The 25735-nt window shown below is 67.0% G+C and carries 23 protein-coding genes; 16 read left to right on the forward strand and 7 right to left on the reverse strand.

The genetic code is table 11. The features are described 5' to 3' along the window. Window positions 1-39: 39 nt before the first annotated feature. Together DFQ59_RS02035 and DFQ59_RS19690 are read right to left on the reverse strand one after the other, a co-directional pair. Window positions 40-1212 (reverse strand): hypothetical protein, encoded by a 1173-nt coding sequence (locus tag DFQ59_RS02035; protein ID WP_114277994.1) that lies wholly within the window; start codon window positions 1210-1212, stop codon window positions 40-42. Next, window positions 1209-1922, reverse strand: coding sequence for a type IV pilus assembly protein FimV (locus DFQ59_RS19690; protein WP_170141993.1), 714 nt, complete (start codon window positions 1920-1922; stop codon window positions 1209-1211). Before DFQ59_RS19690 ends, DFQ59_RS02035 begins: the two co-directional genes overlap by 4 nt. A gap of 324 nt (window positions 1923-2246) precedes the next feature. Here DFQ59_RS19690 and DFQ59_RS02045 point away from each other — a divergent pair, with 324 nt between their 5' ends. The 3 genes from DFQ59_RS02045 (at window position 2247) to DFQ59_RS02055 (ending at window position 4944) form a co-directional block, all read left to right on the forward strand. After that, window positions 2247-2645 carry a hypothetical protein gene (locus DFQ59_RS02045; protein WP_211314747.1) on the forward strand — a complete coding sequence of 133 codons (399 nt, stop codon included), beginning with the start codon at window positions 2247-2249 and terminating at the stop codon, window positions 2643-2645. Window positions 2646-2810: 165 nt separating this feature from the next. Beyond that, window positions 2811-4193, forward strand: coding sequence for a ribulose-bisphosphate carboxylase (locus tag DFQ59_RS02050; RefSeq protein WP_114277996.1), 1383 nt, complete (start codon window positions 2811-2813; stop codon window positions 4191-4193). A 187-nt stretch (window positions 4194-4380) separates the two neighbouring features. Then, a complete protein-coding gene (locus tag DFQ59_RS02055; protein WP_114277997.1) occupies window positions 4381-4944 on the forward strand; it encodes a Tll0287-like domain-containing protein in 564 nt (187 codons plus the stop codon). Window positions 4945-5426: 482 nt separating this feature from the next. Here the strand turns inward: DFQ59_RS02055 and DFQ59_RS02060 are convergent, their stop codons facing one another. Beyond that, a complete protein-coding gene (locus DFQ59_RS02060) occupies window positions 5427-6392 on the reverse strand; it encodes a sigma-54 interaction domain-containing protein (protein ID WP_114277998.1) in 966 nt (321 codons plus the stop codon). Next, complete coding sequence (locus tag DFQ59_RS02065) at window positions 6389-7135, reverse strand: sulfite exporter TauE/SafE family protein (RefSeq protein ID WP_245937139.1); 747 nt, start codon at window positions 7133-7135, stop codon at window positions 6389-6391. The genes DFQ59_RS02060 and DFQ59_RS02065 overlap by 4 nt, the downstream gene beginning before the upstream one ends. A 267-nt stretch (window positions 7136-7402) precedes the next feature. On the opposite strand from DFQ59_RS02065, the gene DFQ59_RS02070 reads away from it, so the two are divergent. Beyond that, window positions 7403-7996, forward strand: coding sequence for an SCO family protein (locus DFQ59_RS02070; protein ID WP_114277999.1), 594 nt, complete (start codon window positions 7403-7405; stop codon window positions 7994-7996). A 70-nt stretch (window positions 7997-8066) separates the two neighbouring features. Then, a complete protein-coding gene (locus DFQ59_RS02075; RefSeq protein WP_114278000.1) occupies window positions 8067-8549 on the forward strand; it encodes a copper chaperone PCu(A)C in 483 nt (160 codons plus the stop codon). Between the two features lie 193 nt (window positions 8550-8742). On the opposite strand, the gene moaC is transcribed toward DFQ59_RS02075, so the two are convergent. Then, the gene (gene moaC, locus DFQ59_RS02080; protein WP_114278001.1) at window positions 8743-9231 is read right to left on the reverse strand and encodes a cyclic pyranopterin monophosphate synthase MoaC; all 489 of its coding nucleotides are present in this window, start codon (window positions 9229-9231) and stop codon (window positions 8743-8745) included. Between the two features lie 389 nt (window positions 9232-9620). Between moaC and DFQ59_RS02085 the strand changes: the two genes are divergently transcribed. The 10 genes from DFQ59_RS02085 to DFQ59_RS02135 all read left to right on the forward strand — a co-directional run bounded on the left by DFQ59_RS02085 (window position 9621) and on the right by DFQ59_RS02135 (window position 22092). Then, window positions 9621-10016 carry an SCP-2 sterol transfer family protein gene (locus DFQ59_RS02085; protein WP_114278470.1) on the forward strand — a complete coding sequence of 132 codons (396 nt, stop codon included), beginning with the start codon at window positions 9621-9623 and terminating at the stop codon, window positions 10014-10016. A gap of 74 nt (window positions 10017-10090) precedes the next feature. Then, window positions 10091-11284, forward strand: a complete 1194-nt coding sequence (locus DFQ59_RS02090) for an efflux RND transporter periplasmic adaptor subunit (RefSeq protein ID WP_245937140.1) — start codon at window positions 10091-10093, stop codon at window positions 11282-11284. A gap of 105 nt (window positions 11285-11389) precedes the next feature. Next, window positions 11390-15505, forward strand: a complete 4116-nt coding sequence (locus DFQ59_RS02095; protein WP_114278003.1) for an efflux RND transporter permease subunit — start codon at window positions 11390-11392, stop codon at window positions 15503-15505. Window positions 15506-15961: 456 nt separating this feature from the next. Continuing rightward, a complete protein-coding gene (locus DFQ59_RS20435; RefSeq protein ID WP_147275148.1) occupies window positions 15962-16663 on the forward strand; it encodes a hypothetical protein in 702 nt (233 codons plus the stop codon). Between the two features lie 32 nt (window positions 16664-16695). Further along, window positions 16696-17532: a hypothetical protein gene (locus DFQ59_RS20000; protein ID WP_211314749.1), complete on the forward strand. Its 837-nt coding sequence runs from the start codon at window positions 16696-16698 to the stop codon at window positions 17530-17532. 172 nt (window positions 17533-17704) lie between these two features. Next, window positions 17705-18028: a sulfur globule family protein gene (locus DFQ59_RS02110; protein WP_245937141.1), complete on the forward strand. Its 324-nt coding sequence runs from the start codon at window positions 17705-17707 to the stop codon at window positions 18026-18028. 127 nt (window positions 18029-18155) lie between these two features. Next, window positions 18156-18941 (forward strand): hypothetical protein, encoded by a 786-nt coding sequence (locus DFQ59_RS02115; RefSeq protein WP_114278006.1) that lies wholly within the window; start codon window positions 18156-18158, stop codon window positions 18939-18941. 72 nt (window positions 18942-19013) lie between these two features. Continuing rightward, window positions 19014-20249 carry a tetratricopeptide repeat protein gene (locus tag DFQ59_RS19695; RefSeq protein WP_170141994.1) on the forward strand — a complete coding sequence of 412 codons (1236 nt, stop codon included), beginning with the start codon at window positions 19014-19016 and terminating at the stop codon, window positions 20247-20249. Window positions 20250-20725: 476 nt separating this feature from the next. After that, window positions 20726-21313 (forward strand): DUF302 domain-containing protein, encoded by a 588-nt coding sequence (locus DFQ59_RS02130; protein WP_114278008.1) that lies wholly within the window; start codon window positions 20726-20728, stop codon window positions 21311-21313. A 191-nt stretch (window positions 21314-21504) separates the two neighbouring features. Further along, window positions 21505-22092, forward strand: coding sequence for a methyl-accepting chemotaxis protein (locus DFQ59_RS02135; RefSeq protein ID WP_245937142.1), 588 nt, complete (start codon window positions 21505-21507; stop codon window positions 22090-22092). A 16-nt stretch (window positions 22093-22108) separates the two neighbouring features. On the opposite strand, the gene DFQ59_RS02140 is transcribed toward DFQ59_RS02135, so the two are convergent. Continuing rightward, the gene (locus DFQ59_RS02140) at window positions 22109-22627 is read right to left on the reverse strand and encodes a metallophosphoesterase family protein (RefSeq protein ID WP_114278009.1); all 519 of its coding nucleotides are present in this window, start codon (window positions 22625-22627) and stop codon (window positions 22109-22111) included. A gap of 41 nt (window positions 22628-22668) precedes the next feature. Then, window positions 22669-23217: an inorganic diphosphatase gene (gene ppa, locus DFQ59_RS02145; RefSeq protein ID WP_114278010.1), complete on the reverse strand. Its 549-nt coding sequence runs from the start codon at window positions 23215-23217 to the stop codon at window positions 22669-22671. 391 nt (window positions 23218-23608) lie between these two features. Between ppa and DFQ59_RS02150 the strand changes: the two genes are divergently transcribed. Continuing rightward, window positions 23609-25615, forward strand: coding sequence for a sodium-translocating pyrophosphatase (locus DFQ59_RS02150; RefSeq protein WP_114278011.1), 2007 nt, complete (start codon window positions 23609-23611; stop codon window positions 25613-25615). The last annotated feature ends 120 nt before the right edge of the window (window positions 25616-25735 follow it).

The following is a 25735-nucleotide window of genomic DNA, read 5'->3' on the forward strand; positions in this document are numbered from 1 at the left end:
ATCAGTGTCGGTGAAGGGGGGCGTGCGTCCCGCTGCTGCTCACGCGCCGCGCAGCCGGCCGAGAATGCGGCCCAGAAGGCCGCGGGCCAACGACCGGCCGGATGGCCGGGCGGGCTGCGACGCCGGGACGTTCCCGGGCTCGAACTCCATCAACCCCACCGCCAGGGCGGCGCTGTAGAAGGCGAACACGGCTGGCCGGGGCAGCTGCAGGGCGGCGGCGGCCTCCAGCGGAGTGCAGCGGCGGCGCACCCACAGCGCCGCCAGCTGCAGGGCATGGGGTGTCAGCACCAGGCGGGTGAGATTGGGCCAGTGTCGCAGGCGCACGGGGGTCTCCCAGGCCGTGTCGCCCGGAAGCCGGCCGCGGGAGCTCCACAGGGCCACTTTCCACAGGAAAGTCTCCTGCCGTTCCGGCGTCCCTGCCGAGGCGCCGCGCAAGGCCTCGGCCTCCTCCGCCGCAAGCTCGCTGAGCAGCACCTGTCCGTAGCCGTCGACCGGAATCACGGTCATGGAGCGCAGGCGCGCCTCGTCCAGGTCGGCGATCACCTCCCCGGTGTCGGGGAAGATCAGGATGTCGCGCCAGGGGCCGCGCAGGCGCTGCGCCTTGCCGCTGGCCGCCGCCCGTGCGCAGGCCTGCTGCAGGTGGCCCTGCAGGTGGCGTCGCGGGTCGTAGGTGGAGTGGCCGCGTTGCCGGGCATCGCCGGGATCGGCATCGGGAACGCTGCGGATGAAGTGACGGAACGAGGCCGCCTCCAGGGTGCGGGCGGCCTTGGCCGTGCGCGCGCCCCGGGCGGCCTGGCGGAAGCTGCGGGACTTGCCGCGGCTGCCGTCCGGGGGCGCGGTGGTGGCCGCGGACGGTGCCGTCAGGGCGGAGGCGCTGGTGTCGCGCAGCCGGGGCTCGAGCCGATCCAGCAGCTCCAGGAAGGCCTGGCTGCCGATGGGCTTGGACAGGAACCAGGGCGGTGCCGGCTCGGGCCTGCGCAGCGCCACGGCCACCAGCGGGCGGTCCGGGTTCCGCGGGTCGGTGAGACGCCAGCGCCCGGCCCCCTCGGGGCTGTCGATGTCCACCAGCACCAGCTCCGCCTGCTCTTCCGGCACGAGCTGGCAGCGCCCGCCGCAGGGACCCTGGAAGAAAAGCTGCAGGGTCTGCGCCAGGCGCGGGGCGAAGCCGTATGCGGCCACCTTGAGCGGGGTGCGCGCCGGTGCCGGCTTCATGTCTCTGCACCGGCCAGTTCATCGGCCAGCAGGAGCCACTCGCGCGGGAGCGGCCGGCCGCTCCCCAGCAGGCGATCGCAGGTATCGTTGAAGCGTTCGGCGTCCCTGGTGCGGCGGTAGATCTCCAGCAGCAGCGGGAGGACGTCGGTGCGCCGGGGCTCCCCGGCCAGGGCGGACTCCAGGACCCGGGTCGCCGCCTCCAGCTGCCCGTCGCGGAGCAGGTTGTCGGCCTGTTCGAGGGCATCGCCACCCCGTTCGTCACCGGCGCCGATGCGTTCCACCAGCCGGCAGTCGCCCACCAGGCCATGGGAAAGAACCGACCCGGTGCAGTGAGCCTGGGGGCTGCGCGCCTCGATCGGCCGCTCCAGCGCTTCCGCCAGCCGCCCGCGGGCAGCCCGGGGAATGCGGGGTCCGATCAGGTCCAGCAGGCGCTTGCGCAGCGCCGTCCCGCGTTCGCCCAGAGCGATGAACAGGTCCGTCAGCGCGGCGCAGGCGCCCTCGTGGTCATCCAGGTCCAGGTGCAGGTGGATGCGCTGCACGTGGGCACGCAGGTCGGCGTGTGCCCGCGCCACCCGGTGGGCCAGGTAGGTGGCGCTGTGGGGATTGCGCAGGTGGCGCGGCAGCCGCAGGGCCCGTTCCCGGGCAACCCGGAAGGCGGGTTCGTCGCCGGGTGGGGGCGGGGGCGGCTGGCGCCGGAAAGCTGGCGGCATTGTTCTGTGCATCAATGGTTGGACACGGGGTTTCAGAGGGATGCCGGTGTGCTCCGGGCGGGTGCGAAGGTTAGCGAGGAAAACGATTGTCAATCTGTGGACCGCGTCACAGATAGGCCGATTAAAAATGCGATTTGTCAATTTAATATCTGAACATAACAGTCAAGAAATAGGCGCAGAGCCGGACGACGCCGACATCCGTCCGCGTCGATTGTCGTGACCGCATGCGGGTGGCATCCGCAGCATTCATGCTCCGTGCCTGGCGGGACGGGGAACGACGGGGCCGGCTGTTTCCGGATTCGCCGGAGGGATGGAGAGGGCATGATGCACCGAGACCGTACCGGTCCGCCGGGACAGGTGCCCCGGACCGCGTTGATCGAGGCCTCCTGCTACAATCGGGTGCGCCTGGCCCTGCGCCTGCATGGCCCCGAACTGAATCTGCGCCTGCCGGGCGGGCGGGGGTTCCGGATGCGGATCGCGGGGCAGGAGTGGCGCTGCCTCGATGAGCGCCTCGGTGGCGAGGTTCTGCTGCTGTGGCGCGGGTTCCGGCGTACCGGCGGGCTGGACCATCCGGTGCACTGTCTGCTGCAGCGCTGTCACAGCTATGCCCGCGTGATCGAGTACACGGTTCTCGCCGATCTGGAGCGGGCGCTCACATCGATGCTTCCCGTGCCGGCCGCCGTACCCGCCCGCGTGTTGCTCCACCCCGTGCTAACCCGATGAAAATAATGAAGTATAAGTAAACGTCTATGTTTACAATAAAAATATATTAATTCCCTTATCTTTCTTGGGCCCATATCCTATACCCCAGTTTCCATGCGGAAATACCCGGCGCCGACGGTTGGTGCGCCCGGGATGCAACCAGCTTTCACGAGGGGAGTAGAGAATATGGATCAGTCCAGTCGTTACGCGGACCTGTCGCTCAGGGAAGAGGATCTGATTGCCGGCGGACGGCATGTCCTTTGCGCCTACATCATGAAGCCGAAGGCCGGCTACGAATATCTTTCGACCGCGGCCCACTTCGCCGCCGAGAGCTCCACGGGCACCAACGTGGAGGTGTGCACCACCGACGACTTCACCAAGGGTGTGGACGCGCTGGTCTACGAGATCGACCCGGCCCGCGAGCTGATGAAGATCGCCTACCCGGTGGAGCTGTTCGACCGCAACATCAAGGACGGCCGCGCCATGCTGGCCTCCTTCCTGACCCTGACCATCGGCAACAACCAGGGCATGGGCGACGTGGAATACGCCAAGATGCACGACTTCTACGTGCCGCCGGCCTACCTGCGCCTGTTCGACGGTCCCTCCATGAACATCCAGGACATGTGGCGCGTGCTCGGCCGCGACATGACCAACGGCGGCATGGTGGTGGGCACCATCATCAAGCCGAAGCTGGGCCTGCGTCCGCAGCCCTTCGCCGACGCCTGCCACCAGTTCTGGCTGGGCGGCGACTTCATCAAGAACGACGAGCCCCAGGGCAACCAGGTGTTCGCGCCCCTGAAGGAGACCATGCGCCTGGTGGCCGACGCCATGCGCCGCGCCCAGGACGAGACCGGCGAGGCGAAGCTGTTCTCCGCCAACATCACCGCCGACGACCCCTTCGAGATCATCGCCCGCGGCGAGTACATTCTCGAGACCTTCGCCGAGAACGCCGATCACGTGGCGTTCCTGGTGGACGGCTACGTGGCCGGCCCCACCGCCATCACCACCGCCCGCCGCTACTTCCCGAACCAGTTCCTGCACTATCACCGTGCGGGCCATGGCGCGGTGACCAGCCCCTCGGCCAAGCGCGGCTACACCGCCTTCGTGCACTGCAAGATGTCCCGCCTGCAGGGCGCCTCCGGCATTCACACCGGCACCATGGGCTTCGGCAAGATGGAGGGTGACGCCGCCGACAAGGCCATCGCCTACATGCTGGAGCGCGATGCCGCCGACGGCCCCTACTTCCACCAGGAGTGGCTGGGCATGAAGGCCACCACGCCCATCATCTCAGGCGGCATGAACGCCCTGCGCCTGCCGGGCTTCTTCGACAACCTGGGCCACTCCAACGTGATCCAGACCTCCGGCGGCGGCGCCTTCGGCCACAAGGACGGCGGCACCGCGGGCGCCAAGTCCCTGCGCCAGGCCCAGGACGCCTGGCAGGCTGGCGTCAACCTGGTGGACTACGCCATGGAGCATCCGGAGCTGAAGGGCGCCTTCGAGTCCTTCCACTGGGATGCCGACAAGCTGTTCCCGGGCTGGCGCGAGAAGCTGGGCGTGGCGGCGGCCTGACCCCTTCCCGGCCTGCCGCCGCGCCGGCAGCGGCGCAGCGGCAGGCTGGTTCCGGAACGGCGTTACCCTATAATCAACCGGGCCCGGCATCCGCCGGGCCCGGTTGATTGTGCCTGTGGTGAATACGACGTCTGCCCCGGGTGCGTCGCGTGCGGCGCGACACCCGTAACGGAGAGAGGAGAAACAGATGCGCAAGATCCTGATTACGGCCATCCTCGGCGCCCTCTGCACGGGACCGGCGGTCGCCGACCCCGTGGCCGACAACACGGCCGAGGCGCGCGAGATCGTCAAGCAGTTCTTCGGCGACCTGAAGGGTAAGCTCCAGGCGGCCATGAAAGAGGGCGGCCCCACCAATGCCATCGGCGTATGCCGGAACGAGGCGCCCGGAATCGCCCGGTCCACGTCCGAGCAGACGGGCTGGAGCGTGGGTCGTACCAGCCTGCAGCTGCGCAACTTCCAGAACCGCGCCGACGACTGGGAGCGCCAGGCCCTGGAGGAATTCGACCAGCGCAAGGCGGCCGGCGAGGACATCACCAAGATGGAGAAGGCGGAGGTGGTGAGCGTGAACGGCCAGGAAACCTTCCGCTACATGAAGGCCATTCCCACCGCGGCGCTGTGCCTGAACTGCCACGGCGCCGAGCTGAAGCCGGAGGTCAAGGCGAAGCTCGACGAACTCTACCCGACGGACCAGGCCACGGGTTACCAGGAGGGCGACATCCGTGGCGCCTTCACCCTGTCCAAGACGCTGTGACGGGGGAGTTTTCCGCCGCGACTACGCAAGCCGCCCGGGATGTTCGTTAAACGCCGGGGCGCCAGGACGCGAAGGCAGGCGAAGATAAGAGGGTTGCGCCGGGGCTGTTGGGACGGCAGCCCGCTGCAAGTGGGAAATGAAAAAGGGGCTTCGGCCCCTTTTTCATTATCCGTCAATCGGTAGCGGTGCGGCGGGTTGTCATGTCCCGGTACGCCATATGGCGTATGGCGCAGTGGTGAATGGCTCAGAAGCAACGGGTTGGGTCGGGTAAGTGACTGATTACTGGATGCCGTGCTCCTGGCACCGAGCTTGCTTCCACGGGTGGTGGAATGTGGACCGGGATGCGGCCTGGGATGAACTGGGTGCAAAGCGCAGTGGCATGGGGGAGGCGGGTGCGCATTGGCGCGGGCCTTCGGCCGTCACGGGTACGGTGCGTACGGTGCGCTCCGCCCCGGACGGACCGGGGCGGGCGGCGCAGGGCTTCAGGCCTCGATGGCGTACTTCTTCAGCCGGTAGAGCAGGGTGTCGCGGGTAAGCCCGAGCAGGCGTGCGGCCTTGCTGCGGTTGCCGCGGGCCATGTCCAGGGCCTGGCGGATCAGGTCGGCTTCCACGTCGTCCAGGCAGACGCCGGAATCCGGCAGGGCAAAGGCTCCGCCACGGGTGGTTGCGTGGACGCTGATGCCGCGGCGGATCTCGCGCGGCAGGTTGTCCGGTCCCACCTCGCGACCGCTGCAGAAGACCACCATGCGCTCGCAGACATTGCGCAACTCGCGTACGTTGCCGGGCCAGCCGTAGCCCTCCAGCAGCGCACGTGCCTGCGGGGTGTAGCGCGGCGGCTCCAGGCCGTGCTGCGTGGCGATCTCGGCAGTGAGGTGATTCACCAGCAGGGAGACGTCGCCGCCGCGTTCGCGCAGGGGCGGCAGTTCCAGCGGAACCACGTTGAGCCGGTAGTAGAGGTCTTCCCGGAAGCGTCCCGCCTCGACTTCCGCCAGCAGGTCACGGTTGGTGGCGGCGATGATGCGCACATCCACCCGCTCCGGCATCGACTGCCCCAGGGCCTGGCACTCTCCGGATTCCAGGAAGCGCAGCAGCTTGGCCTGCATGGACAGGGGCAGCTCGCCGATCTCGTCCAGGAGCAGGGTGCCGCCGGCCGCGGAGCGGATACGGCCCGGGCTGTCGGTGGTGGCGCCGGTGAAGGCCCCCCGGCGGTGTCCGAAGAGTTCCGATTCGGCCAGGGTTTCGGGCAGGGCGGCGCAGTTGACGGAAACGAACGCGCGGCCCGCCCGGCGACTGTGCTGGTGCACGGCATGGGCGAGAAGCTCCTTGCCGGTGCCCGACTCCCCGAGGATGAGCAGCGCCACGTCCGTGGCCGCCACGATGCGCGTCGCCCTGACGACGGCCTGGAACTCAGGTGCTTGCCCAATCAGGGTGTGTTGTTGTCTGTTCATGCGAAAACAACCTCGTTCAAATGCGAAACCGAGGACCTGACCCCCTCAGGCATACCTTCGGTTTCGACACCCAGCGACCATGCTAACATGAAAAACGCCATAATCAGCAGGGATATCCCGACTGCCTGGCGCATGTAGGGCCGGCGTGCCAGGCGCGCCAGCCAGTTCATCAGTACCCCCGCGGAGTAGACCGCGGGGACGGTGCCCAGGCCAAAGGCCAGCATCAGCAGCGCGCCCTCCACCGCTCCCCCCGAAGTGGTGGACCAGATGAGCGCCGAGTAGACCAGTCCACAGGGCAGCCAGCCCCAGACCGCTCCGAACAGGAACGCCTGGGGCAGCGAGCTCACCGGCGTCAACCGCCTGGCCAGCGGCTCGAGGCGGCTCCACAGCGGCGTCCCGATGCGCTCCAGCTCGGCGAAGCGCGGGAACCAGCCGGCCAGGTAAAGCCCGATGCCGGCCATGATGCACGCACCCAGCAGGCTCAGGACCAGATGGCCATGCCGCAACGCCAGCGTTCCGGCCAGGGCTTTTCCCAGGCCACCGGCCAAGGCTCCGGCCAGCGCGTAGCTACCGACCCGGCCCAGGTTGTAGACCGCCAGGTAGGTCAGCAACAGCCGGCGCTGACTGCGCACCGACTGGGGCAGGCTGAGCGTCAGGGCGCTGATGATGCTGCCGCACATGCCGAGGCAGTGCAGGATGCTCATCAGCCCCACGGCGAAGGCGAACAGTGGAGTAACGTTCACGGTCCGGTGTATAGGCCGTGCGCGCCGTGGCGCAGGGCACGTTGCTGTCTGGTTACGGATTCATCGGTTCGTGGACGCCCCGGTTCGCCCCGGTGCATGGCACGCAAACAAGCCAGAAGCTGTCGACTCCCGATGTTTATAGCACAGACGGATCGCTTGCAGATTTGATCCAGAGCAAGTGAATATCGCGCCAGACAGGCGATCCTGCGTTCCCTGCGGATGGGGCGGGTGTGCAACCCCGCGTTGTGGAGACGACGAGAGGAAAGTATGGGTCAACGCGTATTGATGGCGGTCGCCCTGGTGCTGGGCGGTGTCCTGGCCTGGCTGGTGCTGGTCTGGAATCCGGCGCCGGACGAGGGGGTGGCGGTGCCGCCCCGGGGTGGCGACTTCACCCTCCAGTCCGCCTCGGGTCCTGTGTCGCTGCACGACTACGCCGGCCGGGTCGTGCTGATCTTTTTTGGCTACACTCATTGCCCCGATATCTGTCCCACGTCGCTGGCCATGACCGCCCAGGCCCTGTCGGCGCTGACGCCCGGGGAGCTGGAGCGGGTGAGGGTCCTGTTCGTGAGCGTGGATCCGGAGCGGGACACCCCCGCCCACCTGGCCGAATACGTGGCCTATTTCCACCCCGCCATCACCGGCGTCACCGGCTCGCCCGCGGTCCTGGCCGATGTGGCCGGGCGCTACGGCGCGGCGTACCGGAGGCAGGAGGTGGGCTCCGCGTCCGGCTACCTGGTGGATCACACCGCGTTCATCTACCTGGTGGATCAGGAGGGGCGTCTGCGCCAGTCGCTGCCGCACGGCATGCCGCCGGCGGAGATGGTCGCCGCCATCCGCGCCCTGCTTGATGAGCGACGCTGAAAATGAGCATCATGCTGCACGCCCCTGCCGTCGGCAGACGGGTGTTTCTGAAACCGAGCGAGGAGAAGCCATGAAGACAACCCGAACCCTGTTGGCCGCCGCCCTGTTTGCCGTCTCGGGCCTGGTCCCCGTAATGGCGGCCGGTACCGCCGCCGACAGCGTGGATGTGGTCGATGCCTATGTGCGCGCGGTGCCGCCGGGGCAGCCCACCAGCGGCGCCTTCATGCTGCTGAAGAATGGCGGCGAGGACGATCACGCGCTGGTGCAGGCGAGCAGTCCGGCGGCCCAGGTGGTCGAGCTGCATACCCACATCAACGAGGGCGGGATGATGAAGATGCGCCAGGTGGGGCGCATCGATGTCCAGGCGGGCGGCGAGACCCCCCTGCAGCCGGGCGGATATCACGTGATGCTCATCAACCTGACCGGCCCTCTCGAGCCCGGCGCGATGATTCCCATCACCCTGACCTACGAGGACGGCAGCAGCGAAACGGTGGAAGCCCCGGTGCGCAAGCTGCAGATGCAGATGCAGCCCATGAAGGGAATGCAGCACTGAAGGGCGGATGGGGTTGAGGCGCCCCGGGTTCCCGGGGGGCAGGTGACCACGAAGGCACGCGGGTCGCGATGGAGGGCGCAGGGAGTGGCGACTGCGGATCAAGCGGGTTGATGCAGGCCGCTTGCGGGTCTTCTCTTCGTGCCCTTCGTGCCCTTCGTGGTGAACTTCGGCGGATAATTGTGCCGGCGGCGGCTCAGGATTCCGCCGCCTCCCGGCGCCAGGTGCCGGTTTTACCGCCCGACTTCTCCAGCAGCTGGATGCCCTCCATCCGCATGCCGCGATCCACGGCCTTGCACATGTCATAGACGGTCAGCAGCGTCACCTGCACCGCCGTCAGCGCCTCCATCTCCACGCCGGTCGGGCCGGTCGTCTCCGCCGCGGCACGGCAATGGACCGCCGGCGGATTGTCTTCCGTTTCCAGTTCCACGCTGACATGGGTCAATGCCAGGGGGTGGCAGAGCGGGATCAGGTCGCTGGTACGCTTGGCCGCCATGATTCCAGCCACCCGGGCAATGCCCAGCACATCGCCCTTGCGGTGAGTGCCGCTGCGCACCAGGGCCAGGGTTTCCGGGTGCATGAGAATGCGGCCTTCCGCCACGGCCCGCCGCCGGGTGCCGGCCTTTGCCCCCACATCCACCATGTGGGCTTCGCCATCCTGATTGAAGTGTGTCAGCTTGCTCATTGCCCGGGCTCGCGCCGCCGTGTGTCGATCCGAATTTTCGAGTATAGCGCCATTGGTCATTTCATCCACAGGGGCGGACTTCCCCAGCCGCGCGGGATGATGCCCGAGTCATGGGGAGCGTTGTCCCGCACCGCCGCCTGAGGTATAAGTCACAGTAAAACACCCCGTTCCTTGGGGTCATAAGAACCGCGCAAAGATTATAAAAACGACTAATAATTAGGCAGGATTGGGACAAGCTATCCAATGGTGCACCCGGTGGCAAACGATGTTTCGCAGCCCTGCGTGGGGCGCTGACACCGGTACGCACTGAATCGTCCGATAAAGCCGCCCGGCGTTCCCGGGCGGCTGGATGGCCGCAGTCACAACGCCCGAGTGGGATGGAGGATTACATGGCTGAACTGTTTTCCGATGAGTGGATGACGAAGTTCATGGAGGAGTGGAACAAGGAGTCGGACCTGGCCGGGGCGCTGGAGAAGATCGGTTTCAACTCCAACATCGGCTACGGCTTCGACGGCGAGGATCAGCCCCGCGGCGTGCTGGTGGTCCAGAACGGCAAGGCGGTGGAGGCGGGTGCCTACGCCGGCCAGAGTCTCAACTGGGATCTGCGCGCCTCCCCCGACAACTGGTCGAAATGGATCAGCAAGGGCCTCGGCATGATGGGACTCGGCATGGCCTACACCTCCCGCAAGCTCAAGTTCAACGTCGGCGACTATGGAGCCATGATCAAGGATCCGCGGATGGCCGGCCCCTTCATCAAGAGCTTCACCGTCATGGGGCGCGTATGAGCTCCCCCGCCCCGGCGGCGTCGAGAGGCCGCCGGGGTCTGTCTTTCAGGGAACACAGCGTCTGGGAATCCCACATGTCTATCGCTCGCAATACTGCCCTCGCCCTCGCAATGCTTACCGCCACGGCCGCAATGGCGCAGACACCCCAGCAGCCGGGTGCCGGCAGCTTCGGCAACAACATCGTCATGGTGCGCACCGCCCGGATGGGGGCCAGCGTCTCCCTGGGCGGCGCCGTGGTCCCCTACAAGGAGGTGACCATGACCGCCCAGATACCCGGTCGGGTCGAGTATATCGCCGGGCGCGAGGGTGACTGGTTCGATGAGGGGGCGGTGCTGGTGGCCATCAACGACGATGAGCTGCTGGCCAAGCGGCGCCAGATCCAGGCCGAGATAGCCAATGCCGAATCGGCCCTGCGCAATGCCCAGGTCCAGTACAACCGGGAGATGTGGTCGCCCCAGTCGCGCAGCACCAACCGCCTGCCGGGCATGGGCGTGCCCTCGCTGTTCGACCAGATGTTCACCCGCGGCGCCGGCAGCATGATGGGCTACGACAAGCCCGGGCTGGAGCGGCAGGCGGACCTCTACTCTTCCGGCAGCCGGATTACCGAGGCCCAGTCCCAGGTGATGCAGGCCCGGTCCATGCTCGAAGGGCTCGATGCCAAGCTCAAGGACACCCGCTCCGTGGCTCCCTTCGGCGGGGTCATCGTCCAGAAGCACGTGGAGGTGGGCGATACCGTGCAGCCCGGCCAGCCGCTGCTCTCCTTCGCCGATACCAAGTACCTGCAGATCAAGGTGGATGTTCCCGCCCGCCTGATGCCGGGCCTGCAGAAGGGGATGATCGTCCCGGCCAAGCTGGACGTGGGCGACACCCGGCTGGACGTCCGGGTGGCCCAGATTTTCCCCATGGCCGATGTGCAGCGTCATACCGTCACGGTGAAATTCGACCTGCCGGTGGGCGCTCCCGGCGGTCCGGGCATGTACGCGGAGGTGATGATTCCGGACGTGAACGTCGAGGCGCGGGAGACGCCGGTCATTCCCACCTCGGCGCTGGTCTATCGCGGCAGTCTTCCGGCGGTGTTCGTGATCAACGCCGACAATCGCACCGAGTTGCGCATGGTGCGCATCGGCAGCTACCTCGACAGCTATACCGTCAGCGTGCTCTCCGGCGTCCAGGCCGGCGAGCGGGTGCTCATGAACCCGCCCGCGGGGATGGCCTCCGGGTGGTCGGCCGGAGGGGGTCCCCAGCAGCCGCCCGGGGTATCCCGCTGAGGCGGGCCATCGCGGCCGGCCACGGCCGCAAGGGATGAGCCGCCCGGGCTTCCGCAATTGAAAACCGGGCGCTGAGGCAACCGAACGAGAGCTGCGTTACTCACCATGGCAGAACAGCCCCATAACGATCACTCCGGCGGCCAGGCACGCGCCCACGACGACATCCATCTGGGCATCGCCGGGCGCATGTCCCGCTCCTTCATCATGTCCCCGGTCTCGCCGCTGCTGCTGGTGGCCTGCCTGGCCGTCGGCATCCTCGGTCTGCTGCTGACGCCACGGCAGGAGGATCCGCAGATCTCGGTGCCGATGGTGGACATCTTCGTCGAGTACGCGGGGGCTTCCGCCGAGCAGGTCTCGGCGCTGGTGACCGATCCGCTCGAGCGGATCATGAGCGAGATCACCGGCGTCAAGCATGTCTACTCGGTGTCCCAGCGCGGGCGCGCCATGGTCACGGTGGAGTTCGACGTGGGCGAGGAGATGACGCCCTCGCTGGTGAAGCTCTACGACAAGCTGCAGTCGAACATGGACAAGATCCCCCCCGGGGTCACCCAGCCGCTGGTGAAGCCCAAGGCGGTGGACGATGTTCCGGTGGTGACCCTGACGTTGTGGTCCCAGGATGTCCAGGACGACTCCCTGCGGCTGCTGGCCCTGGATCTCCTGCAGCGCCTCAAGCAGGTGCCCAATACCAGCCAGGGCTTCATCGTCGGCGGTCGGGCCGAGCAGATCCGCGTGGAGGTTATGCCCGAGCGGCTTTCCGGCCACGGCATCAGCCTGCAGCAGGTGGCAGGCACCATCACGACCGCCAATGCCGAGCAGACCACCGGTTCGGTGGAGTCCGGCAACACCTCGTTCACCGTCTACTCCGGTTCCTTCCTGCGCAGCGCCGAAGACATCTCCCGCCTGGTGGTGGGCACCCACAACAATGTGCCGGTGTACGTGAGCGATGTCGCCAAGGTCTACCAGGGGCCGGAGGATGCCAAGGCCCTGGTGAACTATTTCAGCGGCGCGGCCTACCCGGAGGGCTATCTGCCCGCCAACGGCGCCGCCGCGGTCACCCTGGCGGTGGCCAAGAAGCAGGGCAGCAACGGCGTCACCGTGGCCAACGACGTGCTGGCCAAGGTGGAGGAACTCAAGGGGCGGCTGATCCCCGACAACGTGCAGGTGGCGGTGACCCGCAACTACGGCAAGACCGCCAACGACAAGGTCAACGACCTCATCTTCAAGCTGTTCATCGCCACCACCGCGGTCTGCTTCCTGGTCTGGCTCAGCCTCGGCTGGCGTCCGGCGGTGGTGGTGATGATCGTCATCCCGGTGGTGATCCTGGTGACCGTCTTCTCGGCGCTGATCCTCGACTACACCATCGACCGCGTCAGCCTGTTCGCCCTCATCTTCGCCATCGGCATCCTGGTGGATGACGCCATCGTGGTGGTGGAGAACATCTACCGGCGCTGGCTGCTGAAGGGGCAGATGGATGTGGAGACCTCGGTGGACGCGGTGGCCGAGGTGGGCAATCCCACCATCGTCGCCACCCTGACCGTCATCGCGGCGCTCCTGCCGATGGGATTCGTGAGCGGCATGATGGGTCCCTACATGCGCCCGATCCCGGTGCTGGGCTCCGTGGCCATGGCCTTCTCCCTGTTCGCCGCCTTCGCCTTCACCCCCTGGCTCGCCTGGCGCATCAAGCCGACCATGAAGAGCCTGCGCCGGGCCGAGGAGCGGGAGCACAAGACCAATCAGCGCCTGGAGAGCTTCTACCGCTGGCTGCTGGTGCCGCTCATCATCAGCAAGGCCAAGGGATGGCTGTTCCTGCTGGTCATCATCGCCCTCTTTTTCGGCTCCTGCGCGCTGCTCTACACCACCGACGTGTCGGTGAAGATGCTGCCCCTGGACAACAAGCCCGAGTTCAATATCGTGGTCAACATGCCCGAGGGCACGGCGCTTCCCGTCACCGCCAACCTGACCTGGCAGGTGGCCGAGGCGGTGCGGAAGGTCCCCGAGGTGACCGCCATCCAGAGCTACGTGGGCACTGCCTCGCCGTTCAACTTCAACGGCCTGGTGCGTCACTACTACCTGCGGCAGGAGCCGTGGATGGCGGACCTCCAGGTGCAGCTGCTGGACAAGAACGAGCGCGCCCGCACCAGTCATGAAATCGCCATGGCCGTGCGCGACCTCGTGACCCCCCTCGCCACCGCGCTGGGCGGCCGTATCCAGGTGGTGGAGATGCCGCCCGGTCCTCCCGTGCTGCAGTCGGTGGTGGCGGAAATCTACGGACCCGACCCCGAGACCCGGCGCCAGGTGGCCCGGGACATGACGACGATGTTCGCCAAGGCGGAGAACATCACCGACGTGGACAACTACCTGCAGGAGCCGTTCGAGATCTGGCGCTTCGAGGTGGACACCGAGAAGGCGGTGCGGCGGGGCATTTCGGTGGAAACCATCAACCAGAACCTGGCCATGGCGATGGGCGGCTACAAGCTCGGCGACATCAAGCGGGGCACCGTGCTCGAACCCACCTATATCGCCATCCAGGTGCCGCTGTCCGTGCGTGCCCAGTTCGCCCGGCTCGGTGACCTGCCCATACCCACCCAGACGGGCGGAACCCTCCCCCTGGCCGAACTGGGCCGGTTCTACCGCACCATCGAGGACCAGCCCATCTACCACAAGGATCTGCGCGCGCTGGAGTACGTGACCGGCGAGGTGACCGGGCGTCTGGAGGCGCCCATCTACGGCATGTTCCAGGTGGAGGACCTGCTGGCAGAGTACACCACCCCTGACGGCGTCACCGGACTCACCGGCGAGTATCTCGGCCCGCCCAGGGACGTCAGCAAGACCGCCTTCGAGTGGGGCGGCGAGTGGACGGTCACCTACGAGACCTTCCGCGACATGGGGCTCGCCTTCGGGGCGGCCATCATCCTCATCTACATGCTGGTGGTGTGGGAGTTCGGCAATTTCATCCATCCGGCCATCATCATCTCGCCCATTCCGTTGACCCTGGTGGGCATCGTTCCGGGGCACTGGCTGCTCGATGCGCACTTCACCGCCACCTCCATGATCGGCTTCATCGCCCTGGCGGGTATCATCGTGCGCAACTCCATCCTGCTGGTGGACTTCACCGTCCATGAGGTGGCCGCGGGGACGCCGGTGCGCGATGCGGTGGTCCTTGCCTGCAAGACCAGGACCCGGCCCATCCTCATCACGGCACTGGCCCTGGTGGGCGGTTCCAGCGTCATCCTGTTCGATCCCATCTTCCAGGGTATGGCCATCTCCCTGCTGTTCGGAGTGCTCGTCTCCACCCTGTTGACACTGGTGGTGATTCCGCTCGGCTGCATCAGCGCCCGCAGTTCCTTCGTTCCCGAAGGCGCCGAGGGTGAGCTGCTCTGCCGTCTGTGCGATACCGAGGAGCAGGAGCGCGCCCTGGCCGGCAAGAAATCCTCCGGTGGCCTGGCGGCGGCCCTGGGCATGGTGTTCTACGTGCTGCGGGCACTGTTCTACTTCCTGGCCATGGGGCTGAAGTCCTTCGCCGGCTTCCTCTGGAACCTGGCCCAGCGTTCGCGCGCCAAGGACCAGCCGCCCCCCGCCACGCCGCCCGCAGGTGGTGGAGGCGCGTCTTCCGGCGGCGGTAGCGAACCCGGCGGCGGTGGGGCGGCCGCGCCGGCCGCCAGCGGCGCGGCGCCGGGGAGTCAGGCGCCGGCGACGGAAGCATCCCCGGCATCGGCGCGGGGTGTCCCGGAGCCGGCCGGAAAAGCCTCCCGCCAGCGCGTGGCGGCTGACGCCCCGCCCGTTGCCGTCACGAAGGCCGCGCAGGTGGCGGCACCGCATGCGGCAAAGGTGGCGCAGGAGGCGGATGGACCCGCTGCTCCGGGTCAGGCGGCGACAACACCGCGGGAGTCCCCTGCCAATGAGCGCAGTGAGCAGGCAGCCGGAGCAGTCGAGACAGCCACACGGAAAGCCGCGCCCAAGCGTCAGGCGGCGAAGAAACCCGTTCGCAAGAAATCTCCCGGCACGAGGGCGAAAGCGCCTGCCGGGCCCGGTGCTGAATCGGACGGGAGCGCTGCTGCGGGCGTGACGGAGGGATCCGGGACCGCCGGGCAGGCGGAACAGACCGCCCTGCCGCCCATTACCCCGTCTCTGGACAGCGGGTTCGGGGAGGATGTTTCGCCCACGCCGCCGAAGCGGCACAAGCGGCGCGGTATTCGGCTCAAACCCGATATTGAAGAATAGGGGAGCCGATGACTACGCTTACCGGATAACGCCGGGAAAACAGACGGTCAACAAGCCGCGTCCCGCATACCCTGTCGAGATGAGAGGATGGCTATGAACAGGAACAGATTGCCCAACTACCGGGTTCTCGCCGGTGCCGTGGCCCTGGCCGTGGGTTTCCCCGTACTGGCTCAAACAGGGCAGCTTCCCGCTCCCATCCAGTCGGCCATGCCCGGGCAATATGGATCATCTTCCAGCCAGGGATATCGGGGCGCCTATCCTTCGGTGCCGGGCCCCTACACATCCCCGAACGAAAGTTTCGGTCAGCAGGGATATGGTGGGCCGCAGGGCCCCGGCCAGGTCTACAACCAGCCACAGGTGCCGTCGGCGCCACCCTCCGGCGCTCCCTGGGGAGGGACGCCGGCCCCCGAGGAGACGCCCGGTCAGCGGGTCTGGCTTCCGCAGCAGTCGGAGTCGATGAGCGGCCCCGGGGGCGCACCTGGTTTCTCCGGCAGGCCCTACGGGCCGCAGGGGCCCACACCGGTCTACCGGCCGGACGACGAACTGCCGCCACCCGATACCCGCCCGCCCTTCTATGGCCCCGAGACCTCCGGGTCCCAGGGCTACGGCCAGGTCCCCCAGGGCTACGGCCAGGCCCCCCAGGGCTACGGCCAGGCCCCCCAGGGCTACGGCCAGGCACCCCAGGGCTACGGCCAGGCCCCCCAGGGCTACGGCCAGGCCCCCCAGGGCTACGGCCAGGCCCCCCAGGGCTACGGCCAGATGCCCCCGGCACCCGTCTATCGGCCCGAAAGCGAATCGGCGGATGAGTCTCACGCGACCGGCCGCCTGCCGGCCCAGCCGGTGCCTCCCCAGCCCCAGGAAGCCGGAACCGGCCCGGCGGCGCCTGGCGGCCCGACAGAAATGCCCGTCTTCGGATCTGCGCCCCAGTCCCCGCCGGGGGATACCTATGACGCCCCCTATTCCGGCGGCGGCTATGGCGCACCGGATTACGGTCCGACTCCCGGAGCCGGTCCTTATGGCATGCCCCAGCCTCCAACCGGTTATGGGGGCGCGCGGGTGCCCGGTGGCTACAGTGCGCCTGGTTATGGGGGCGGCTACCCCGGCTATCCGGGGTATGGGATGCCCATGCCGCCCGGTGGCCCCGGTTACGGATATTGAACGCGGAGGGCGACACGGGGCCTATCGTAACGATGGCGTCTAATATCCACGTCCGTTGCCGGCTGACGAGGGCGTCAGTTGCCCTCGGACTTGCGTTCGGCTGTGCGATTCCCGTTTCCGGGGCTTGGGAAGGTGCTCCCTACGCCGTCGCCCAGGGTCCGCAGAGCCAGGGCTACTACGGCCAGGGTCAGGGCCAGGGTCAGGGCTTCTACGGCCAGGGTCAGGGTCAGGGCCAGGGCTTCTACGGCCAGGGTCAGGGCCAGGATCAGGGCTACTACGGCCAGGGGCAGGGCCCGGACCAGGGCTACTACGGCCAGGGCCGGGGCCCGGACCAGGGCTACTACGGCCAGGGCCGGGGCCCGGACCAGGGCTACTACGGCCAGGGTCAGGACCAGGGCTATTACGGCCAGGGTCGGGAAGCGCCCAATTTCTCGGAATTTCCGCCCAGTGGCGCAGCGCCCGTCTATCGCGGGGGCCCCTATCCGGAGGAGCCCCAGGCCGGCCGGGGTGGCGATGGGGGCGGAAATCCCTGGCTGCCGGACAACCGCTGGCAGCAGGGTGGCCGTGCCGGCACCCACCCGGGTGGATCCCGTCGTCCCTGGGGGGAGTTGCCGACGAATGGGGGAGGCTCGCCTCCACAGCGATACGTCTATCCCGAGCCCAACGCGGCAGAGGGCGGGAACAAGCGTGACCGGGTGAAGGAGCGTGACTGGTCCCAGCCGGCACCGTCCTATCCCGGGGCATCTCCCTATTACTATCCTTATGATCCGCTCGCCCCCGGGCCGGGAGTCTGGCCGGGTGCGGGGGGGTATCCCGGTTCCGGCTGGGATTCCGGTCTGCCCTACGGGCTCTCGCCGTGGGGCTGGTGATGCCGCTGATCGTCAATGGGGTCATTGCCAACAGCCCGCCTCGTTCATGGTCGGGCGGCACAGGTCTCTTCCGGGCGGGTACAGTCTGTCCGAAAGGGGTGAAGGCACGCGTCATCGGCGTGCAAACTTTGGTGTGAGATAGGAGGATCCAAGAATGAACAAGTTCGGCAAGATGCTTGCTGCAGCCGCCATCGTCGGAGCGGCCTCCCTTCCTCTGACCGCCAATGCCTGGTGGGGTCCGGGATGGGGCGGCGGGCCCTGGAATGGTTGGGGCGACGGCTGGGGCGACATGGACTTCTCCATGCGCGGAAGCGGTTCCGGCTATGGACGTGGCTATGGCTATCCCTACGGCTACGGCTACCCCTATGGCGGCTACCCCTACGGTGGCTGGGGCGGCCCTTACGGCTACGCCCCCTACGGCTATGGCTATGGCGCTCCGTATGCCCCGTATGGTTATGCGGCACCGGCACCCGCCGCTCCCGCCGAGTCGAAGTAAGGGGCTTGCCTAGCCCCTGGACGACAGGGAGTCATCCCTGCGACACCGGAGCGTGTCGAGATACAGTCCAGACCCCGACGGGCGTTACGGCGCCCGTCGGGATTTCACAATCAGGAGATGAGTGACGATGCGCAGAGCCCTCATGGTGTTGGCGGCATGTCTGAGTCTGAGTCTTGGAATCGCGCAGGTGCAGGCTGCGAACGGTTCGGGCATCCAGTTTTCGGCTGAGGCGGTGCAGACAAGCGCCCAGGGCGAACAGGGACCGGTGGCGAAGATGTTCGTCGGCGGGAACGGCATGCGCCGTACCGAGTACAGCCAGAACAACCAGCGCGTGGTTCAGATTGCCATGCCCAGCCAGGGCGTGATGTGGGTGGTATTTCCGGACCAGGGCAGCTACATGGAACGGCGTATGCCGACCATGGCCGCCGGCGGCACTGCCGGCAAGGACAATGATCCCTGTGCGGGACAGCCCGGCCTCGAATGTCGGCTCCTCGGAGAGGAGACAGTCAACGGCCGCCCGACGAAGAAGTGGGAAGTCAGCGCCAGTCAGCAGGGACAGGTGGTTACCATGACCCAGTGGATCGACAGTGAGCGCGGGTTTCCGGTAAGGCAGGAGACGCCTCGTGGCGGAGTGATGGAGTTGCGGATGACCGGCACCGAGGAGTTGCAGGGGCGCAGCGTCGAGAGGTGGGAGATGGTGATGACGCCGCCCGAGGGGCAGGGGCAGCCCATCCGTTCAGTCCAGTGGTTCGATCCGGAGCTCGAAATCGCCATCCGCGAAGAACTGCCGGACGGTTCGGTACGGGAGTTGCGCAACATCCAGGTGGGCGCGCAGCCCGAAACGCTGTTCCAGGTGCCGGCCGGCTATCAGAAAGTGGAACCGCCCGCCCAGCAACCCATGCAGCGTCGCTGAGTCTGAAGCCGTGCGTGTCCGGTCCGGGACCGGGCGCTCGGTAGAGAAACCCATCTAGCCGGAGGCGAGGGCATGAACAGAATTCTGAGTTGGCTCCTGCGACTGGCCGCGCTGTCGGCGGTCGTGGCGGTGGCCTGGGTGGTCTACCTGGACACGAAGCCGCACCAGGCCCCGGTGCAGGTGGCGGAGCCGCAGACCGGGCTGTCCGGCGAGGCGAAAACCTCCACCGCAGCAGAATCTGTCCAGCCACAGCAACCAATCGTCAAAGACGAAGAGTCGGCCCCCGGCGGGGCTGCGGAGGAGGCTGTCGTGACACCGCCCGCCGCGAGCGCCGGGGTGGGTCCGGAGACGGCGGCACCGGAGGCGGCGGCACCGGAGGCGGCAGCACCGGAGACGGCGGCACCGGAGACGGCAGCACCGGAGGCGGCGGCACCGGAGACGGCGGCACCGGAGACGGCGGCACCGGAGACGGCAGCACCGGAGACGGCGGCACCGGAGACGGCAGCACCGGAGACGGCAGCACCGGAGACGGCGGCACCGGAGGCAGCGGCACCGGAGACGGCGGCACCGGAGACGGCGGCAGCGGAGACGGCAGCGCCGGAGACGGCGGCACCGGAGACGGCGGCACCGGAGACGGCGGCACCGGAGACGGCGGCACCGGAGGCAGCGGCAGCGAAGGCGGCAGCACCGGAGGCAGCGGCAGCGATGGCGGCAGCACCGGAGATGGCCCAGCCCCCGGAGGGTGCGCCCGGGGCGGTGGTCAGGAATGTGGAACGGGCGCCGGCGACGGTTGCCGGCGCCGATGGGCAGTCGGTCGGGGGCATGAAGGAGCCGCCGGCGGCGCCTGCGGAGACCGTAGTGGCCTCGGTGACGGAGTCCGTGGCGGAACCCTCCGGCATGGAGTCGGGGCAGCCGGCCGGAGAGGCGGGGCAGAGCGCTTCCGCGCAGGAGCCGCAACAGGACTTCATGGCACGTTGGCAATCTGCCCGCATGGCCGCCTGGCAGGGGCGCCTGGAGGAAGCCGAAGCCCTGTTCCAGTCCCTGCATGAGGAGCGCCCGGATGACTACGACCTTTCCGGTGAACTGGGTAATGTCCAGTTCGCCCTGGGACATCTCGCGGATGCGGCGCAGAGTTATTTCATGACCTCCCTGCGGCTGGCGGCGGACGGCTACGATGTGGATGCCGTGCGGCTCATGTGGACGGTGAAGCGCCTCGACCCTGAGCTCGGGACCCGGCTGGAGCATGATCTCCTGGGCGAGACCGCAGCCGAGGGCGAGTCCGGAGAAAGTGCCGCCGGGAGCGACTGAGCCCCGGCACAGGCCCCGTGGTTTGCCTCACGGCACCTGTGGACGGGAGTGTTTGGTACAGCGCTGGTTTGGCAGCCATTGGAGCGGGTGCGTGGCGATGCGTGTGGAACTCTGCGCAACCCATGGACGGGACCTGCTCCGCAACAACACACAACAAGAGTTACAGCCCGGAAAACCTGACCAAGACCACAGTCTGAGTCCCAGGGAAGCCCGACGGCGGGAAACGGGCAATCGAGCCTGTGTCCCGCGGTGTGCGCAATCAAGGCCGAGGATGGCTTCCCCGGAACTCCTCCCCGGGGCTCGACTGCCCACTTCCATGGATGGCGTTGGCGGCACAGGTGGTCGAACGGCCGCCGACGTGCCGGCGCCGTGACCGATACCGCAGGCGACCCCGCCGGTGGTGAGGGGGTTCGGGTTCAGGCGCTGTATGACCGATGCAGGCGAGCAGCAACGTCTGCCAGACAGGAGAAAACCCTATGCGAGTCATCAGAAATCTCTTCGCCTTCATCGGCTTCGTCGTGGTGGTGGGGGCGGTCACCGTTGCCGTGCGCTATTCCGACCAGGTGCGGGCCGTTCAGTCCCTCGATCGGAAGGCCGGCGGTGTCTACCTGGAGATGGCCAACACCCTGCTCGAGACCGGAGACGCGGCTGCGGCGACGGTCTGGAAGTTGCCGGTGGAGGAGGGGCTGACGCCGGAAGAGGTGGAGCAGACCATGAAGTTCGCGGCGAACGAGCACAACTTCGCCAATGTGGGGGAACTGCCCTTGTCCCGGCAGGTGGAGCTCATGACGGAGAAGCCGTTTCCCTACCTGAAGATCTTCATGTTCTGCAATCCGCTCACCGCAGCGAAGATGGTGGGCTACAGCATCGACACCTCCGCCTATCTGCCCTGCCGCATCATCCTGGCGGAGGACGCCGCCGGCAAGCTGTGGCTCATCTCGCTGAACCTGGACATGATGATCTATGGCGGGAAACCCCTCCCGCCCGAGCTGAAGGAGGAAGCGCTGAAGGTCAGGGAGGTGATCCTCGACATCATGCAGCGTGGCGCAAGCGGCGCATTCTGAGCGCAGGGGTGGAATTCTGTGTATGTCAGCGCCATGAACTGTCATGCTGTGAGCCAGACAGGAATTGATGGCGGGACTGTATATATTAGCAATTTATGATACTCTTATTTAATCAAAAGAGATCAAGGAACTGCCAGAGGCCTCACCCGGAGCCATGACCGATCGGGGTGGGCATTATGAGGTAAGCCGGCATGTCGGATAACAAGATTGAAAGCCTGCACCAGGGGGGCGCCGGGCGATCGGGGCCGGGGGTGACGGACCCCGAACTCGCGCACCAGTTCATGGAGCGGTTCACCCAGTCGTTTGAAACCAGTGCCCGGCGTTGGGAGCTGGTGGTCTACCCGTCCCTGTTCGCCTTCATCATTCTGGCGGCCTACGGCTTCTTCCTGATCTACAGCCTGACGGCGGACATGTCGAAGGTGGCCGACAGCGTGAACCGTCTCGCCGCCAACATGAGCACGGTGACCGAAAATATGGTGGAGGTCAGCGGGAACATGGCCACGATGTCGGGGAACATGGCCACGGTTTCCGGGAACATGGCCAACGTCAGTGACCGGATGGACACCATGAACGCCAGCATCTCCAAGATGGTGGATCAGCTGGATACGCTGGAGCCCATGCTGGTGAACATCGCCACCATGAACCAGAACATCGCCAGCATGACCCAGTCGGTGCAGACGATGAACCTCTCCATCGATCAGATGCGCCGCGACATGTCATCGCTGAACTACAGCGTCGGCCGGCCCATGAACTTCATGAACAAGTTCGTGCCCTGGTAGGGACGCGTCTCCGGGTTCAGGCGGACTGCGGAACGGGCAGGATCTCGAAATCGAGGGTGTCCAGGCTGCCGAGCGCATAGGTGGGTGCGTTGCCCACCCCGCCGACGGTCCCCGGATTGACCAGCAGGGTCGAGGTGCCGGCCAGGTTGGGCAGCCGCTCGATGGCCGGCCGGTGGTCGTGGCCGCAGCAGACCATGTCCCAGTCACCCGTGGCGGCCATGCCGCGGGCGTAGTGGGGGTAGTGCACCATGAAGATGCGCCGCCCCGCCAACTCCACCCCGGCATCCTGGCCGTGGTAGTGCACGACGCTGCCGGCCTCCGCGGCGACTTTCCCCATGGTGTAGAGATCCCCGGTATTGTTGCCGTGGATCACGTGAACCGGCAGCCCGTATTTTTTCACCACGCTCAGGGTGCTGGGCGCCACCACGTCGCCGCAGTGGATGACGGCCTCGGCGCCGCGCGCGGCGGCGTCCGCGACCGCCGCCTCCAGCAGGGTGCGGTTGTCGTGGCTGTCGGAAACGATGCAGATGCGCATGGGCTGGTGCGGGCGGCCGGTGACTGCCCGATTCTCCTGGCTCAGAACTTCGGCTGCACGGGAGCGTCCTTGTAGAGCTGGACGCTGGCCAGGATCTCCTCCTTGGCCGCCTCGGCATCGGCCCAGCCCTCCACGCGGACCCACTTGCCCTCCTCCAGGTCCTTGTAGTGTTCGAAGAAGTGGGCGATCTGGTCGAGCAGCAGCTGGGGCATGTCCTCCAGTCCCTGGACCTTCCGGTAGGTGTTGCAGAGCTTGCTCACCGGTACGGCGAGAATCTTCGCGTCGTCGCCCGACTCGTCGGTCATCTTCAGCAGGGCCACCGGCCGGCAGCGGATCACCGAGCCGCTGATGAGCGGATAGGGCGTCACCACCAGCACATCGGCGGGATCGCCGTCCTTGGACAGCGTGTGGGGAATGTAGCCGTAGTTGCACGGGTAGTGCATGGCGGTGCTCATGAAGCGATCCACGAACATGGCGCCGGTCTTCTTGTCCACCTCGTATTTCACCGGATCGCTGTGTGCCGGGATCTCGATGATTACGTTGATGTCGTTGGGCACGTCACGCCCGGCTTCGACCCTGTCAAGATTCATAACCGCTGGCCTCGATGGTTCGTCGGGTCAGACCGATTCCACACCCTGCATTCCGCGATCTCCGCGTAGCGCGTACTGGCGCTGCCCCGGTATGCCCGGGGCAGGAAAGGTGCCGGCTTCGGCCTGGAAATTGTGATTCTGATCAAACGCACGATTATACATTTGTGCGGCGCGTCAACGCCAATGGGTATTTCCGCCCCCCCACGGGGGAGGATGTGATGCGGCAGGCAGGCCACTGCGTGGCGGACTATGTTGTGCGGGTAGGGTTGCACCGGCGTGACCAAAAGTGTATTTAATGGCCTGCCAATAATCTATTTATAACGTCAGGGGAGGCCCGCCCCACAGGGAGATGGGGCACGGGCCGACATCACTTTCTCACCAGGAGGAGTCCATGAGCCTGAGTCTGTTCCTGCCTCCGCTTCTGGGTGTGGTGGGCCTGGGGGTGGCCTACTTCATCTTCCAGTTGGTCAAGAAGTATCCCGAAGGCGATGACAAGGTCACCCGGATCGCCGAACAGATCCACCTCGGCGCCATGGTCTTCATGCGCCGTGAATACACCATGCTGGCCCTGTTCTCGGCCGTGCTGCTGGTGTTGCTGCTCATCTTCCTCGGCTGGAAGACGGCGCTGGCGTTCCTGGTCGGTGCTCTCGCGTCGGCCACGGCGGGCTTCATCGGCATGTCCACCGCCACCCGGGCCAATGTCCGCACCACCACCGCGGCCCATACCGCCGGTGCGGCCGAGGCGCTCTCCGTCGCCTTCTTCGGCGGCTCCATCATGGGGCTGGCCGTGGCCTCCCTGGGCCTGCTGGGCCTGGGCACCCTCTACCTCTTCTTCGGCGGCGATCCCGAGACCGCCCATGCCATCCACGGCTTCGGCATGGGCGCCTCGAGCGTGGCGCTCTTCTCCCGCGTGGGCGGCGGCATCTATACCAAGAGCGCCGATGTGGGCGCCGACCTGGTGGGGAAGCTGGAGGCGGGCATTCCCGAGGACGATCCGCGCAATCCCGGAGTCATCGCCGACAACGTGGGCGACAACGTGGGTGACGTGGCCGGCATGGGTTCCGACATCTTCGAATCCTATTGCGGCGCCATGATCGCCACCATCGCCATGGCCTCCACCATGACCGCCGATGTGCTCGACCCCCTGGGTGAGCAGGCGGCGCTGATGTTCCTGCCGCTGGCGCTCTCCTCCGCCGGCCTGCTCTGCTCCATCGCCGGTATCGCCCTGGTGCGTGCCGCCTCCAGAAAGCCGCCCGAGGTGGCGCTGCGCATCGGCACCATCGGCGCCTCGGTGCTGTTCATCATCACCGCGTTCCTGGTGATCCGGCTGGTGGGAGTGACGGCGGCCGTGTGGGGTGCCGTGCTGGTGGGCGCCCTGGGCGGCATCGTCATCGGGCTGGTGACCGAGTACTACACCGCCGGGAAACCCATCCGCCACATCGCCCAGGCGGGCGAGACCGGCCCGGCCACGGTGATGATCACCGGCCTTGCGGTAGGCATGCAGTCGGTGGCGGTTCCGCTGTTGACCATCTGCGTCATCATCTTCGTCTCCACCCAGCTGGTGGGTCTCTACGGGGTGGGTATCGCCGCAGTGGGTATGCTGGCCACGGTGGGCATCACCATGGCCATCGACGCCTACGGCCCGGTGGCCGACAATGCCGGCGGCATCGCCGAGATGGGGGGGCTGGGGCCCGAGACGCGCAAGATCACCGACTCGCTCGACGAGCTCGGCAACACCACGGCCGCCATCGGCAAGGGCTTCGCCATCGGGGCCGCGGCCCTGGCGGCGCTGGCCATCATCACCGCCTACGTGGAGACGGTCTCCTTCCACGTGCCGGACTTCGAGCTGCGGCTGGGGAATCCGGAAGTGCTGGTGGGCATGTTCATCGGCGGTGTGATCCCCTTCCTCATCGCCTCCATCACCATGACCGCGGTGGGTGACGCGGCGTTCGACATGATCCGGGAGATCCGGCGCCAGTTCCGCGAGATTCCCGGTCTGCTGGAGGGCAAGGCCCATCCCGATACCGCCCGTTGCGTCGACATCGCAACCACCGCGGCGCTGAAGAAAATGGTGCCGCCCGGTGTGCTGGCGGTGGCCGCGCCGGTAGTGGTGGGGTTCGGCATCAGTCCCGAAGCGCTGGGAGGCATGCTCGGCGGTGCACTGCTGGCCTGCGTGCTGCTGGCCCTGATGATGGCCAACGCCGGCGGTGCCTGGGACAACGCCAAGAAACATGTGGAGAAGGGCAATTTCGGCGGCAAGGGCTCCGACGCCCACAAGGCCACCGTGGTGGGCGACACCGTGGGCGACCCCTTCAAGGACACCTCCGGCCCCTCCATGAACATCCTCATCAACGTGATGGCCATCGTCAGCCTGGTCATCGCCCCGCTGCTTGTGTGACGGGTGGTGGGTGTGCTCAACGGATGCAACGCGAAGACGCGAAGACGCGAAGAATTTCGGGTTCGGGGCGTGTCGTCCTGTCCTGCGCTCACGCCCCGGGCTGCGGCCGGAAGCACGGCA

The sequence above is a fragment of the Thioalbus denitrificans genome, assembly GCF_003337735.1.
GTDB classification, from domain to species: domain Bacteria; phylum Pseudomonadota; class Gammaproteobacteria; order DSM-26407; family DSM-26407; genus Thioalbus; species Thioalbus denitrificans.

Coding starts and splice junctions, on each gene's coding strand:
- DFQ59_RS02035 (WP_114277994.1), bottom strand. CDS start 1,212: ATGAAGCCGGCACCGGCGCGCACCCCGCTCAAGGTGGCCGCATACGGC.
- DFQ59_RS19690 (WP_170141993.1), bottom strand. CDS start 1,922: ATGCCGCCAGCTTTCCGGCGCCAGCCGCCCCCGCCCCCACCCGGCGAC.
- DFQ59_RS02045 (WP_211314747.1), top strand. CDS start 2,247: ATGCACCGAGACCGTACCGGTCCGCCGGGACAGGTGCCCCGGACCGCG.
- DFQ59_RS02050 (WP_114277996.1), top strand. CDS start 2,811: ATGGATCAGTCCAGTCGTTACGCGGACCTGTCGCTCAGGGAAGAGGAT.
- DFQ59_RS02055 (WP_114277997.1), top strand. CDS start 4,381: ATGCGCAAGATCCTGATTACGGCCATCCTCGGCGCCCTCTGCACGGGA.
- DFQ59_RS02060 (WP_114277998.1), bottom strand. CDS start 6,392: ATGAACAGACAACAACACACCCTGATTGGGCAAGCACCTGAGTTCCAG.
- DFQ59_RS02070 (WP_114277999.1), top strand. CDS start 7,403: ATGGGTCAACGCGTATTGATGGCGGTCGCCCTGGTGCTGGGCGGTGTC.
- DFQ59_RS02075 (WP_114278000.1), top strand. CDS start 8,067: ATGAAGACAACCCGAACCCTGTTGGCCGCCGCCCTGTTTGCCGTCTCG.
- moaC (WP_114278001.1), bottom strand. CDS start 9,231: ATGAGCAAGCTGACACACTTCAATCAGGATGGCGAAGCCCACATGGTG.
- DFQ59_RS02085 (WP_114278470.1), top strand. CDS start 9,621: ATGGCTGAACTGTTTTCCGATGAGTGGATGACGAAGTTCATGGAGGAG.
- DFQ59_RS02090 (WP_245937140.1), top strand. CDS start 10,091: ATGTCTATCGCTCGCAATACTGCCCTCGCCCTCGCAATGCTTACCGCC.
- DFQ59_RS02095 (WP_114278003.1), top strand. CDS start 11,390: ATGGCAGAACAGCCCCATAACGATCACTCCGGCGGCCAGGCACGCGCC.
- DFQ59_RS20435 (WP_147275148.1), top strand. CDS start 15,962: ATGAGCGGCCCCGGGGGCGCACCTGGTTTCTCCGGCAGGCCCTACGGG.
- DFQ59_RS20000 (WP_211314749.1), top strand. CDS start 16,696: ATGGCGTCTAATATCCACGTCCGTTGCCGGCTGACGAGGGCGTCAGTT.
- DFQ59_RS02110 (WP_245937141.1), top strand. CDS start 17,705: ATGCTTGCTGCAGCCGCCATCGTCGGAGCGGCCTCCCTTCCTCTGACC.
- DFQ59_RS02115 (WP_114278006.1), top strand. CDS start 18,156: ATGCGCAGAGCCCTCATGGTGTTGGCGGCATGTCTGAGTCTGAGTCTT.
- DFQ59_RS19695 (WP_170141994.1), top strand. CDS start 19,014: ATGAACAGAATTCTGAGTTGGCTCCTGCGACTGGCCGCGCTGTCGGCG.
- DFQ59_RS02130 (WP_114278008.1), top strand. CDS start 20,726: ATGCGAGTCATCAGAAATCTCTTCGCCTTCATCGGCTTCGTCGTGGTG.
- DFQ59_RS02135 (WP_245937142.1), top strand. CDS start 21,505: ATGTCGGATAACAAGATTGAAAGCCTGCACCAGGGGGGCGCCGGGCGA.
- DFQ59_RS02140 (WP_114278009.1), bottom strand. CDS start 22,627: ATGCGCATCTGCATCGTTTCCGACAGCCACGACAACCGCACCCTGCTG.
- ppa (WP_114278010.1), bottom strand. CDS start 23,217: ATGAATCTTGACAGGGTCGAAGCCGGGCGTGACGTGCCCAACGACATC.
- DFQ59_RS02150 (WP_114278011.1), top strand. CDS start 23,609: ATGAGCCTGAGTCTGTTCCTGCCTCCGCTTCTGGGTGTGGTGGGCCTG.